Consider the following 12,235-nt stretch of genomic DNA (forward strand, 5'->3'; position numbering starts at 1 on the left):
GCCGAGGCCGGCGCGCGTGCGCTGCGAGGCCGAGGCATTGGACAGGTCGCGTCCGCCGAGCGTCACGGTGCCCGAGCTCGCCTTCAGCTGCCCGGAGATCAGGTTGAAGTAGGTCGTCTTGCCCGCCCCGTTGGGGCCGACGATCGCCGTGAGCGTGCCGGGTTCGAAGGTGCAGGTGACGCCGTTGACGGCGACGTGGCCGCCGAACCGCACGGTCAGGTCGCGGGTGGCGAGTTGGGTCATGGGCTCCCCGGGGTGAGGGAATGCGGCGCCTCTGCGGGCGCTCTGGAATCAGGCTACGAACTACCGAACTACCGAACTACCGGACGCGAAGGGCGCAAAGATACGCAAAGGACGCAAAAGAACATCCATCGAGAAGATGTCTTCTTTGCGTCCTTTGCGGATCCTTTGCGTTCTTTGCGTCCGGCTGTCCTGTCTTCTCTCAGCGTTTATTGCGGATCGGCACCTGCATCTCTTCCGGCTTGATCTCGCGCACCAGCTCGGGCACGCCCCAGGCGAAGGCCGGGTCGTTCTTGATCCGGAAGTGGTACATGCTCTGCATGGCCTGGTGATCCTCCTTGCGGAAGGTCATCCTGCCCTTGGGCGTGTCGAAGGACATGCCTTCCATCGCGGCGATCAGCTTGTCGGCGCCGGTCTCGCCGTTGGTCTTCTTCAGCGCGGTGACGATCGCCATCGCGGCGGAGAAGCCGCCGGCGGTGAAGAAGTCCGGCGGGGCCTTGAACTCCTTGTAGTGCGCGGCCACCATCGCCTCGTTCACCGGGTTCTTCGGGATGCCGAAGTAGTAGTACGTGGCGCCTTCCATGCCCGGGAACTGCTTGTACGAGGCCATGGCCGGCAGGATGTTGCCGCCGGTGAAGACCTCGATGCCGTAGCGCTGCTTGAGGTTCTGCGCCGCCAGCGCGTTGAAGGGCGGCGTGCCGCCGGCCCAGATCACCTCGACCACCTTGCGGCCCGGCTGGTCCTTCAGCTTGTCGACGATGCGCTGGATGCCGGCGGTGAAGTCGGTGGTGGTCTGCGGCAGGTATTCCTCGTGGACGATCTTCGCGTTCTTCAGCGCGTCCTTGAAGGCCTTCACGCCGTCGCGGCCGAAGGCGTAGTCCTGCGCCAGCGTGGCCACGATGGTGCCCGGCTTGTCCATCGCCACGGCGTTGGAGATCGCGTCCTGCGAGCTGTTGCGACCGGTGCGGAAGATGTACTTGTTCCACTTGTCGCCGGTGATGGAGTCGGCCACGGCGGGCTCCACCAGCAGGATCTTCCTGTATTCCTCCGCCACCGGCAGCATCGCCAGCGCGACGCCGGAGGAGGTGGGCCCGATCGCGAGATCGGCCTTGTCGTCCGAGTAGGCGGTGGCCAGCAGCGACTTGCCGAGGTCCGGCTTGCCCTGGTCGTCCTTCTCGATCAGGACGATCTTCTTGCCGGCGACCGTCATCGTGCCGCCCGTGGCGTAGTCCAGGCCCATCATCAGGCCGGTCTGGGTCTGCTTGCCGTAGGCCTCCAGCGGGCCGGTGCGGCTGTAGACGTGGGCGATCCGGATCTCCTTGGCCTGGGCCCACGCGATCGGCGTGGCCAGGCTGGTGGCGGCCAGGGCGGCGATGGCCACCCAGGTGCGTCTTTGCATGCTTGTCTCCTGCTCGTACTTCGAACGGCCCCGATCTTGCAGCCCCCGTGCCAGCGCGCAAGTGCTTGTCAGATCAGGACTTTCCCTCTGCGTTTCGTTGATTTGACTGTTTTTCATCCACTTTGCCATGTCTGATTTTCCTCCACATGCCTGATTTTCATACGCAGTCTGGCCGCCACCCGCGCAGCCTTCATGCGTAGGCTGGCGGTGCGCCGCGCAGCGCGAACCCCAGCGTTCCGCCCTCCAGCCGTTCGTACAGCTTGGCCCGCGAAATCCCCAGCATCTTCGCCGCCGCCACCTTGTTGCCCCCGGTCGCCTGCAGCGCCGCCTCGATCGCGCGCCGCTCCACTTCCGCCACCTGCTCCGCCAGCGGCCGCAGGGCCTCGCTCGCGCCGCCTTCCACCGTGCGGATCCGCGGCATCACCACGGGAGGCAGCCGCTCGATGCCCGCGTCGCGCAGCACCTGCTCGATGTGCGCGGCGGCGATGCGCGGCGAGTCGCTGCGCATCGCGGCCTGTTCCAGCACGTTGCGCAGTTCCCGGATGTTGCCGCGCCAGGCCTGCGAGGCCAGCACCGCGACCGCCTCGGCCTCGAGCTCGAACGGCGCGCTGCCGTTGCGCAAGGCGATGTCCTCCACCAGCACCTCCGCCAGCGCCGGGATGTCGCCGCGCCGCTCGCGCAGCGGCGGCACCTTGACCGGCAGCACGTTGAGGCGGTAGTAGAGGTCCTCGCGGAAGCGGCCTTCGCGCACCAGGGCCGCGAGGTCGCGCGAGGTGGCGGCGATCACGCGGGCGTCGAAGGGCACCACCTTGTTCGAGCCCAGCGGCTCGATCTCGCCTTCCTGCAGCGCCCGCAGCAGCTTGGGCTGCAGCGCCAGCGGCATGTCGCCGATCTCGTCGAGGAACAGCGTGCCGCCGTCGGCCAGCTTGAACTTGCCTTCGCGGCCCTTGCGGTCGGCGCCGGTGTAGGCGCCCGGCGCGACGCCGAAGAACTCGGCTTCCAGCAGCGTATCGGGCACCGCCGCGATGTTGACGCTGACGAAGGGCGCACGCGAGCGCGCCGAGGCCGCGTGGATCGCATGCGCCAGCAGTTCCTTGCCGGTGCCCGTCTCCCCGAGCAGCAGCACCGGGCTGCAGGACTGCGAGGCGCGGCGCGCCTGCCGCTTCACTTCCACCGCCGCGGGGCTGCTGCCGATGAAGCTGGCCAGGGTGTACTTGCTGCGCCGCTGCGTGGCGAGCTCGCGCCGGGCGTCGTCGAGGTCGCGCTGCAGCGCCGCGAACTTGTGGATCAGCGGCTGCAAGGTCGTCTCGGGGTGGTCGAACAGCACGATGCCCAGCACGCCGATCACATTGCCCGCCTCGTCGCGCAGCGGGATGCGGCTCACCACGAAGGTGCCGGCGCGGTTGGACAGCAGGTCGATCAGGATCGGCTTGCCCGTCTCCAGCACGCGGTGCATCTGCGTGTTGTGCACCACCTCGGAGACGGGGTGGCCGACGAAATCCTCCACCCGCTGGAAGCCGAGCGCCGGCAGGAAGCGCTTGTACTGCTCGTTAACCCACACGACGCGTGCGTGTTTGTCCACGAGCAACATTCCTTCGCTGGCGTTGGCGAACAGGTCGAACATCGAGCGCGCAGCCAGCTCCAGGATGCGCTGGCCGTCGAGGGGCAACGAAGCGTCGGACTTCATGCGCCACATCGTAGCGTCCCCGCGCGACCCACCTCCACCTGCGCGCCGGCGAGCACGCGCCTCCAATCCTTTGATCCTTCGCAAGGCTTGTGCGTTTGCGCGGGCCGCCTCTCTTGCGCCGCTGTCGCCGAGGTTCCAATCTTCGGCCCACAACAAGTGCACCGCTGTCGGCAAGGCAGTCCCGCGGACCGCGGCAGACCAACCACAGGAGACAGACCAGTGAAGCTTTCTCTCGTTCGCGGGGCCGCGGCCCTGGCGGCTGCATTCGCGTGCACCTGCGCCCTCGCCGCGGGCAACACCATCAAGGTCGGCGTGATCGCCGAGATGTCCGGCACCTTCGCCGACTTCGGCCAGCAGATCACCAACGGCGCCAAGGCCTACATGAAGGCGCACGGCGACACCGTCGCCGGCAAGAAGATCGAACTGATCGTGAAGGACGCGACCGGCCCCGCGCCGGACGTGTGCAAGCGGCTCGCTCAGGAGCTGGTGGTGAAGGACGAAGTGGACTTCATCGTCGGCTTCGGCCTCACGCCCAACGCGATGGCCGTTGCCGCCATCGCCAGCGAGGCGAAGAAGCCCACCGTGATCATGAACGCGGCCAGCTCCGTCATCACCACCAAGTCGCCCTACATGGTGCGCACCTCGATGACGCTGCCGCAGGTGACCGAGCCGATGGCGCTGTGGGCCTGGAAGTCCGGCGTCAAGAAGGTCTACACCATCGTGGCGGACTACGGGCCCGGACACGATTCCGAGAAGGCCTTCCGCACCGCCTTCACCCGCGCCGGCGGCGAGATCGTGGGCGACCTGCGGGTGCCGCTGAAGAACCCCGAGTTCGGCCCCTTCGTGCAACGCATCAAGGATGCCAGGCCGCAGGCCGTGTTCGTCTTCATGCCCGCGGGCGAACTGGCGCTGGGCTTCATGAAGGCCTACAACGAGCGCGGGCTCGCCAAGGCCGGCATCAAGCTGCTGACCACCGGCGACCTCACCGAGGACGGGATCATCGAGGCGCTGGGCGACCACGCGCTGGGCGTGATCTCCACCCACCACTACTCGATGGCGCACGACTCGCCGGAGAACAAGGCCTTCCTCGCCGCGTATGCGCAGGTGAGCCCGCAACGGCCCAACTTCATGGCCGTGGGCGCCTGGGACGGCATGGCGGCCATCTACGAGGTGGCGCGCAAGCTCAATGGCAACATCGACGGCGACAAGGCCATGCAGGCCTTCAAGGGCATGAAGCTCACGAGCCCGCGTGGAACGCTGGAGATCGATCCCGAGACCCGCGACGTGGTGCAGACGGTCTACGTGCGCGAAGTGAAGAAGGTCGGCGGCAAGCTGTACAACGTCGAATTCGACCAGTTCCCGCGCGTGAAGGATCCGGGCAAGTGAAGGTTGGGCGTTGGGCGTCGAGCGCTGGGCGTGAAAGCCATGCCACCGCTCAACGCTCAACGCTGAACGCTGAACGCTCGACGCTGACCTCCCATGGCCACCATCCTCTTCGACGGCATCGCCTACGGGATGCTGCTGTTCCTCATCTCCGTGGGCCTGTCGGTCACGCTGGGCATGATGGGCTTCATCAACCTCGCCCACGGCGTGTTCGCGATGATCGGCGGCTACCTGCTGGTCACGCTCATGGGCCGGGCGGGCGTCGGCTTCTTCCTCGCCCTGCCCCTGATCTTCCTCGCCACCGCGGCGTTCAGCCTGGTGCTGGAACGTACCTTGTACCGGCAGCTCTATCGCAGCACGCACCTCAAGCAGGTGCTGCTCACGGTGGGCATCATCCTGGTGGCCGTGGCCGCGGCCACCTATGCCTTCGGGCCCACGCAGCAGCCGGTGCAGCTGCCAACGTCGCTGGCCGGCCAGGCGCTCGTGTTCGGCGCCGAGCTTTCGCGCTACAAGCTGTTCCTGATCGGCGTGGGCATCGCGGTCACGCTGGCGCTGGTGTTCGGGCTGGAGCGCACGCGCTTCGGCGCCCGCATCCGCGCCTCGGTGGACCGGCAGTCCACGGCCGAAGCCATGGGCATCCACGTCGGGCGCGTGTTCCAGCTCACGCTGGCCATCGGCAGCGGCCTCGCCGGCCTGGGCGGCGCGCTGGGCGTCAACATCCTGGGGCTGGATCCGCACTTCCCGCTCAAGACGCTGGTGTACTTCCTGCTGGTGGTGGTCGTGGGCGGCGCGGGTTCCATCCCGGGCACCCTGCTCGCTGCAATGGTGCTGGGCATCGCGGATACGGCCGGCAAGTACTACCTGCCGGAGGTCGGCGCCTTCATCATCTACGCGGCGATGATCGCGCTGCTGCTCGCCTTCCCGCACGGGCTGCTCGGGCGCCGGAGACTCGCATGAAGGAGCCGCCCGTGATCCCGCCCCGCCTGCTGGGCGCCCCGCCCTACCTGCTGGCCCTGCGCGCCCGCGAACGCTGGGGCAAGGGCGAGATCCTGTTCTGGATCGCCCTCGTCGCGGTGTTCTTCCTGTTCCCGAAGAACCTGCTGCTCGCCTCGCAGATCCTGATCGCGGGCCTGTTCGCGCTCTCGCTGGACCTGATCCTCGGCTACGCCGGCATCGTCACGCTGGGGCATGCGGCTTTCTTCGGCCTCGGCGCCTACACCGCCGGCCTGATCACCAAGGTGGGCGTGCACGATCCGCTGCTGGGCCTCGTCGCAGCCGCCGCGGTGGCGGCGGCGGCGGGCTGGATCACCAGCTTCCTGGTGCTGCGCGCCAACGACCTGGGCCGCCTGATGATCACGCTGGGCGTCGCCATGCTGCTGTACGAGGTGGCCAACCGCGCGACGGAGATCACCGGCGGCGTCGACGGCCTGCAGGGCGTGGAGGTCGGGTCGGTGCTGGGCCTGTTCCGCTTCGACCTGCTGGGACGCACGGCCTACCTGTACGTGCTCGCGGTCACCTTCGCTCTCTTCGTGCTGGTGCGCGCGCTGATGGTCTCGCCCTACGGCCTCTCGCTGCGCTGCATCCGCGAGAACAATCGCCGCGCCCAGGCCGTCGGCGTGCCGATCCGCGCCCGGCTCACCAACATCTACACCCTGTCCGCGCTGCTGGCCGGCGTGGCCGGCGCGCTGCTCACGCAGACCACGCAGTTCGTCGGCATCGAGGTGCTGGGCTTCCAGCGCTCGGCCGACCTGCTGATCATGCTGATCGTCGGCGGCACGGCCACCCTGTACGGCGGCTTCGTCGGCGCCGCGGTGTTCATGCTGGCGCAGGACCGGCTGGCCAGCCTGAGCCCCGTCTACTGGCTGTTCTGGCTCGGGCTGCTGCTGATCGTGGTGACGCTGTACCTCGATGGCGGCGTGGTCGGCGGCCTCAAGCGGCTGGCGGCGTGGGTGGAGCGCCGGAGATGAGCCCGCAACCCGTGCTGCGCACCGTGGACCTGTGCATGGCCTTCGGGGGGCTGAAGGTCACGCAGGACATCAACCTGGCGCTCGCGCCCGGCGCGCGCCATGCGCTGATCGGCCCCAACGGCGCCGGCAAGACGACGCTCGTCAACCAGCTCACCGGCGTGCTGCGGCCTTCAAGCGGTTCGATCTGGCTCGCCGGCGAGGACATCACGACGCTGCGGCAGGACCAGCGGGTGCGCCGGGGGCTCGCGCGCACCTTCCAGATCAACACCCTCTTCCCGCAGCTCACGCCGCTGGAAGCGGTGGCCAACGCGATCTGCGAACGCGAACGCGACCGGCTGGGCGTGCTGCAACGCCGCTTCTTCGCGCTCACGCACCGGCGCGAGCAGATCGACGAGGCCTACGTGCTGCTGGAACGCCTCAACCTCGGACCCGACTGCCTGCGCGAGACGCGCGAGCTCGCCTACGGCAAGCAGCGCCTGCTGGAGATGGCGCTCGCCCTGGCGGTGCGCCCGCGCGTGCTGCTGCTGGACGAGCCGGCCGCCGGCGTGCCCGAAGGCGAGAGCGACGAACTGTTCACGGTGCTGGCCGAGCTGCCGGACGACATCGCCATCCTGCTGATCGAGCACGACATGTCGCTGGTGTTCCGCTTCGCCGAGTCGATCACGGTGCTGGCCGGCGGGGCCGAGCTGGTGACCGGCACCCCAGCAGAGATCGCGTCCGATGCGCGCGTGCGCGAGGTCTACCTCGGAAAGGCCGGCCATGCCTGACCTGCTGGAACTGGAACGCGTGGTCGCCGGCTACGGCGACGCCATCGTGCTGGACCACTGCTCGCTCTCGCTCGCCGAGGGCGAAAGCCTCGCGCTGCTGGGACGCAATGGCGTCGGCAAGAGCACGCTGCTCGCCACCCTCATGGGCCAGACGCGCGTACGCGGCGGCACGCTGCGCTGGCGCGGGCAGGACCTCACGCGCATCGCGCGCCATCGCCGGGCCGCCGCGGGCCTGGGCTGGGTGCCGCAGGAGCGCGAGATCTTCGCCACGCTCACGGTGGAAGAAAACCTCACCGTGGCCGCCGTACCGGGCAAGTGGGACCTGCAACGGGTCTACGCCCTCTTCCCGCGCCTGCGCGAGCGGCGCGGCAACTGGGGCAACGAGCTCTCGGGCGGCGAGCAGCAGATGCTCGCGATCGCACGCGCGCTGATGCTCAACCCGAAGCTGCTGCTGCTGGACGAACCGCTCGAAGGCCTGGCGCCGGTGATCGTCGAGGAACTCTGCGCCGCGCTGGACCGCATGGTGCGCCAGGAAGGCCAATCGCTGCTGCTGGTGGAGCAGCAGGTGGCGCAGGCGCTCGCGCTCACGCAGCGCTGCGTGGTGCTGGAACGCGGGCGCGTGGTGCACACCGCCCGCAGCCACGAACAACTGGAAGACGTGGGCGCGCTCGACCGCTGGGTCGGCGTGCGCCTGCAAGGCGCCGGCGCCCCGGCGCGGAACGACGTGAAGGAGGAAGCATGAACGCCGCCGAAACCCTGCTCGCCGCCGGCTGCGACGACGATCTCGCGCTGCAGTGCGGCGAACAGCGGATCACCTACCGCGTGCTGCGCCGGCTGGTACGCCAGAACGCCGGCGCCTGGCAGGCCCGCGGCCTGCGGCCCGGCGAGCGCGTGTTCGTGCTGGCGCCCGACGGCATCGACTGGGTGGTGACCTACCTGGGGGTGATCTGGGCCGGCGGCGTGGCGGTGGGCGTCAACCCGCGCCTGTCCGCGGCCGAACTCGAGGCGATCGTCGCCGACAGCGAGCCGCGCTTCGCCTGGTGCGAGGGCGACGTGGCCGGCACGGTGGAAGGCATGAGCCGGGTCGACGTCATGGTGGTCCGCAACGACGCCGCCTGGGCTGCCGAAGTGGCCGCGGCCAGCCCGGCCCCGGTCGTGAAGCGCGACGCGGAGGACCCGGTGCTGTGGGTCGGCACCTCCGGCACGACCGGCACGCCCAAGGGCGTGGTCCACGTGCACCGCACGGTGGTGGACACGCATGCCTTCGCCTGCGGCGTGCTGGGCGCGGATTCCACCGACCGCTTCTACGCCACCTCGAAACTGTTCTTCGCCTACGCGCTCGGCAACAGCCTGTTCGCGGGCCTGCGCGCCGGCGCGACGGTGATCCTGGATCCCGAGTGGCCCACGCCGGAGCGGGTGGAGGCGATGCTGGAGCGCTTCCGCCCCTCGCTGGTGTTCTGCGTGCCGACGCTGTACCAGAAGATGCTGCAGGGCGGCGTTGCCAGGCGTCTCGCCCATTCGGGCGTTCGGCACTACGTCTCCGCCGGCGAGGCGCTGCCCGCGGCGACGCGCAAGGCCTGGCGCGAGATCACCGGCATCGCCCCCATCAGCGGCTACGGCACCAGCGAGACCATCTCGCTGATGCTGTACTGCGACGACGACAGCGGCCTGCTGAAGCCGACCCCGCGCACCGAGATCGCCTGGGACGAGATCGCCGACACGGACACGCCGCAGCGCATCTGGATCCGCCACAGCGCGGTGGCGCGCGGCTACTGGCGCCGCCCCGAGGCGCAGGCCGACAGCTTCCGCGCCGGCGGCTGGTTCTCGCCGGGCGACGTGTTCCTGCGCCATCCGCACGACCGGCTCGAATACACCGGCCGCAACGACGACCTGCTGAAGATCGCCGGCCAGTGGGTGAGCACGCTGTGGGTGGAGCAGCGGCTCGCACCGGTGCTGGGCGACGCGGTGCTGCAGTTCGCGGCCACCGGCGTGTCGACCGACGAAGGCCTGACGGCGCTGGCGCTGCTGGCGGTCGCCGTGCCGGGGCACGAGGCCGAAGCGCAGCGGCGGATGGCCGCGGCCGTGGAGGCCCTGCCGCGGCACCGTCGCCCGCGCTGGGTGCATTGGATGGAGGCCCTGCCGCTCACGGCAACGGGCAAGCTGCAGCGGTCGGCGCTGAAGGGCCTGCATGCGCAGGCGCTGGAGCGCAGCGCGGTGGCGGCGTGAGCGGGCCTTGCGCCCTCGCTGAGCGCCGACTGGTAGGCTGGCGCTGAAGCGAAGCGAAAGCCCAGCGATGCGCGAGCGCCGCGAAGCGCTGGGCTTCGGGCTATCGCCGCTCAGCGCCCGCCTACCAATCCGCGCCCGCGCTCACGATTCCACGCCCCCGTGCGGCAACAGGGCCGGCCCGCTCCGGCGCGCTTGCAGGAGACGGTACAACCGCGGCAGCGCCAGCACCGCCACGATGATCACGATCAGCGCCAGCGACATCGGGCGCTCGACGAACACGCGCGCGCTGCCCTCGCCGATCGACACCGCGTTGCGCAGCTGCGCCTCGGCCAGCGGCCCCAGGATCATGCCCACCACCACCGGCGCGGTCGGGAAGTCGAAGCGCCGCATCAGCACGCCCACCAGGCCGATGCCCCACAGCAGCACCAGGTCGAACGCGCTCTGGCGCATGCCGTAGGCGCCCACGGTGGCGAAGATCAGGATGCCGGCATAGAGCTGCGGCTTGGGGATCTTCAGCAGCTGCACCCACAGCTTCACCAGCGGCAGGTTCAGGATCAGCAGCATCACGTTGCCGATGTACAGCGACGCGATCAGCGCCCACACCAGCGCGGCGGAATTGGTGAACAGCTGCGGGCCCGGCTGGATGCCGTAGTTCTGGAACGCCCCGAGCAGGATGGCCGTGGTGTTGGAGGTCGGGATGCCCAGCGTCAGCAGCGGGATCAGCGCCGTCGTCACCGTGGCGTTGTTGGCGGCTTCCGGCCCGGCCACGCCCTCGATCGCGCCCGCGGTGCCGAATTCCTCCTTGTCCGGGCCCTTGGCGAGCTTCTTCTCCACCGCATACGACAGGAAGGTCGGGATCTCGGTGCCGCCCGCCGGGATGCACCCGAAGGGCGCGCCGATGAAGGTGGCGCGCAGCCACGCCGGCAGCGAACGCGCCCAGTCGCGCCTGGACATGTAGACCCGGCTCATCTTGTTCTGCGTCTCGACGATCCGGCCTTCGTAGAGCGCGAAATAGAGCACCTCGGCGACGGCGAACAGGCCGACGGCCACCAGCACGATCTCGACGCCATCGAGCAGTTCGGGGATGCCGCCGGTGTAGCGCGCCTGGCCCGAGATCTGGTCCATGCCCACCAGGCCCAGGGCGAGGCCGAGGAACAGCGCCGTCATGCCGCGCAGCGTGCTCTGGCCCAGCACCGCGCTCACGGTGGTGAAGGCCAGCACCATCAGCAGGAAGTATTCCGGCGGGCCGAGCTTCACGGCGAAATCGGCCACCGTCGGCGCGAACATGGTGACGATCACGGTCGCGATGGTGCCGGCCACGAAGGAGCCGATGGCGGCCGTGGCCAGCGCCTGGCCGGCACGGCCGCTCTTGGCCATCTTGTTGCCTTCCATGGCGGTGACCATGCTGGCCGTCTCGCCGGGCGTGTTCAGCAGGATCGACGTGGTGGAGCCGCCGTACATCGCGCCGTAGTAGATGCCGGCGAAGAAGATCATCGAGGCGGTGATCTCCACCTTCGCGGTGATCGGCAGCAGCATGGCGACGGCCACCGCCGGGCCGATGCCGGGCAGCACGCCGACCGCCGTGCCCAGCACGCAGCCGACGAAGGCCCACAGCAGGTTGACCGGGCTGATCGCGGTGGCGAAGCCTTGCAGGAGGGCGGCGAAGATGTCCATGGCGTCAGATCCAGCCGGTGTTGGTGAGGCCCGGCAGGTTGATGGCCAGGAACTTGGTGAACGCCCAGAACACCGGCGCGGAGATCAGCAGGCCCGAGAGCAGGTCGATGCCCAGCACGCCGGGTGCGGTGGCGCGCTGCCCCTGCGCGCGCCGCAGCCCCTGCACCGCCAGCAGGTAGCACAGCGTGCAGCTCAGGATGAAGCCGATGGTGGTGATGAGGGCCGCATTCAGCAGCAGGCCGGCGGAGACCCACACCAGCCCGGGCCACCAGCCGCGCTCGGCGCCGGAGGGCGGCTCCATGGCGCGGAAGCCGCCGGTGAGCGCCTCGCGCGCGATCAGCACGCCGCACAGCGTCAGCACCACCGCCACCACCCAGGGCAGGAAGTTGGGGCCGACGCCGCCGTAGCCGGCCTCGCCGGGGATGGTGATGGCGCCGGCCGCCAGGCCGAGCCCGGTGAGCGCCACGGCCGCGCCGACGGCCGCCTCGGCGCGGTTCGATGATTGTCGTTTCATGGGTCTGCCCTCCGCGGGGACTGCGAGCACAAAGAAAAACGCCCGGCCTTGCACCGGGCGTCCGCCGCGCCGGCGGCTTCAGGTTCAGATCATGCCGGCCTTGGACATGGTGGCGCGCAGCATCGCGAACTCGTTGTCCACGAATTGCGCAAAGGCATCGCCGGTCAGGACCGCCGGGGTCCAGTCGTTCTTGTCCAGGGCTTCCTGCCAGGACTTGGTCTTGATCGCGCGTTCGATCAGGGCCACCAGGTTCTTGCGCTGCTCCGCGGTGATGCCGGGCGCGCCGTACACGCCGCGCCAGTTGCCCAGTTCGACGTTGTAGCCCAGCTCCTTGAGCGTGGGGATGTCGATGCCCTTCAGGCGCTGCGGCGACGTCAC

11 protein-coding genes and 1 pseudogene are annotated in these 12,235 nt (G+C 69.4%); 6 read left to right on the top strand and 6 right to left on the bottom strand.

Annotated features, from left to right (window positions below):
- The 3 genes from VFM98_RS00190 to VFM98_RS00200 all read right to left on the bottom strand — a co-directional run.
- Positions 1–243, bottom strand: a 243-nt coding sequence (locus VFM98_RS00190) for an ATP-binding cassette domain-containing protein (RefSeq protein WP_325107864.1), incomplete at its 3' end; no start/stop codon positions are given.
- 199 nt (positions 244–442) lie between these two features.
- A complete protein-coding gene (locus VFM98_RS00195) occupies positions 443–1,639 on the bottom strand; it encodes a substrate-binding domain-containing protein (protein WP_325107865.1) in 1,197 nt (398 codons plus the stop codon).
- A 190-nt stretch (positions 1,640–1,829) separates the two neighbouring features.
- On the bottom strand, positions 1,830–3,326 hold the full coding sequence (locus VFM98_RS00200) for a sigma-54 interaction domain-containing protein (RefSeq protein ID WP_325107866.1): 1,497 nt from the start codon (positions 3,324–3,326) through the stop codon (positions 1,830–1,832).
- A 219-nt stretch (positions 3,327–3,545) separates the two neighbouring features.
- On the opposite strand from VFM98_RS00200, the gene VFM98_RS00205 reads away from it, so the two are divergent.
- From VFM98_RS00205 to VFM98_RS00230, 6 genes are all read left to right on the top strand, one after another.
- A complete protein-coding gene (locus VFM98_RS00205) occupies positions 3,546–4,712 on the top strand; it encodes an ABC transporter substrate-binding protein (protein WP_414708959.1) in 1,167 nt (388 codons plus the stop codon).
- A gap of 93 nt (positions 4,713–4,805) precedes the next feature.
- Positions 4,806–5,666, top strand: coding sequence for a branched-chain amino acid ABC transporter permease (locus VFM98_RS00210; protein WP_325107867.1), 861 nt, complete (start codon positions 4,806–4,808; stop codon positions 5,664–5,666).
- On the top strand, positions 5,663–6,676 hold the full coding sequence (locus tag VFM98_RS00215; RefSeq protein ID WP_325107868.1) for a branched-chain amino acid ABC transporter permease: 1,014 nt from the start codon (positions 5,663–5,665) through the stop codon (positions 6,674–6,676). Before VFM98_RS00210 ends, VFM98_RS00215 begins: the two co-directional genes overlap by 4 nt.
- On the top strand, positions 6,673–7,443 hold the full coding sequence (locus tag VFM98_RS00220; protein ID WP_414708960.1) for an ABC transporter ATP-binding protein: 771 nt from the start codon (positions 6,673–6,675) through the stop codon (positions 7,441–7,443). The genes VFM98_RS00215 and VFM98_RS00220 overlap by 4 nt, the downstream gene beginning before the upstream one ends.
- The gene (locus VFM98_RS00225) at positions 7,436–8,185 is read left to right on the top strand and encodes an ABC transporter ATP-binding protein (RefSeq protein ID WP_325107869.1); all 750 of its coding nucleotides are present in this window, start codon (positions 7,436–7,438) and stop codon (positions 8,183–8,185) included. Before VFM98_RS00220 ends, VFM98_RS00225 begins: the two co-directional genes overlap by 8 nt.
- On the top strand, positions 8,182–9,669 hold the full coding sequence (locus VFM98_RS00230) for a class I adenylate-forming enzyme family protein (RefSeq protein WP_325107870.1): 1,488 nt from the start codon (positions 8,182–8,184) through the stop codon (positions 9,667–9,669). Before VFM98_RS00225 ends, VFM98_RS00230 begins: the two co-directional genes overlap by 4 nt.
- Before the next feature lie 141 nt (positions 9,670–9,810).
- Here the strand turns inward: VFM98_RS00230 and VFM98_RS00235 are convergent, their stop codons facing one another.
- From VFM98_RS00235 to VFM98_RS00245, 3 genes and pseudogenes are all read right to left on the bottom strand, one after another.
- Positions 9,811–11,343, bottom strand: a complete 1,533-nt coding sequence (locus tag VFM98_RS00235) for a tripartite tricarboxylate transporter permease (RefSeq protein WP_325107871.1) — start codon at positions 11,341–11,343, stop codon at positions 9,811–9,813.
- 4 nt (positions 11,344–11,347) lie between these two features.
- Positions 11,348–11,857 (bottom strand): tripartite tricarboxylate transporter TctB family protein, encoded by a 510-nt coding sequence (locus VFM98_RS00240; RefSeq protein ID WP_325107872.1) that lies wholly within the window; start codon positions 11,855–11,857, stop codon positions 11,348–11,350.
- An 84-nt stretch (positions 11,858–11,941) separates the two neighbouring features.
- A pseudogene (locus tag VFM98_RS00245) lies at positions 11,942–12,235 on the bottom strand (tripartite tricarboxylate transporter substrate-binding protein); the annotation flags it as partial.

This window comes from Ramlibacter sp. (assembly GCF_035706265.1).
Classification (GTDB): Bacteria; Pseudomonadota; Gammaproteobacteria; order Burkholderiales; family Burkholderiaceae_C; genus Ramlibacter.

Bases quoted from the DNA above. Each gene is read 5' to 3' on its own strand.
- VFM98_RS00195 (WP_325107865.1), bottom strand. From the start codon at position 1,639: ATGCAAAGACGCACCTGGGTGGCCATCGCCGCCCTGGCCGCCACCAGC.
- VFM98_RS00235 (WP_325107871.1), bottom strand. From the start codon at position 11,343: ATGGACATCTTCGCCGCCCTCCTGCAAGGCTTCGCCACCGCGATCAGC.
- VFM98_RS00215 (WP_325107868.1), top strand. From the start codon at position 5,663: ATGAAGGAGCCGCCCGTGATCCCGCCCCGCCTGCTGGGCGCCCCGCCC.
- VFM98_RS00240 (WP_325107872.1), bottom strand. From the start codon at position 11,857: ATGAAACGACAATCATCGAACCGCGCCGAGGCGGCCGTCGGCGCGGCC.
- VFM98_RS00225 (WP_325107869.1), top strand. From the start codon at position 7,436: ATGCCTGACCTGCTGGAACTGGAACGCGTGGTCGCCGGCTACGGCGAC.
- VFM98_RS00200 (WP_325107866.1), bottom strand. From the start codon at position 3,326: ATGAAGTCCGACGCTTCGTTGCCCCTCGACGGCCAGCGCATCCTGGAG.
- VFM98_RS00220 (WP_414708960.1), top strand. From the start codon at position 6,673: ATGAGCCCGCAACCCGTGCTGCGCACCGTGGACCTGTGCATGGCCTTC.
- VFM98_RS00230 (WP_325107870.1), top strand. From the start codon at position 8,182: ATGAACGCCGCCGAAACCCTGCTCGCCGCCGGCTGCGACGACGATCTC.
- VFM98_RS00210 (WP_325107867.1), top strand. From the start codon at position 4,806: ATGGCCACCATCCTCTTCGACGGCATCGCCTACGGGATGCTGCTGTTC.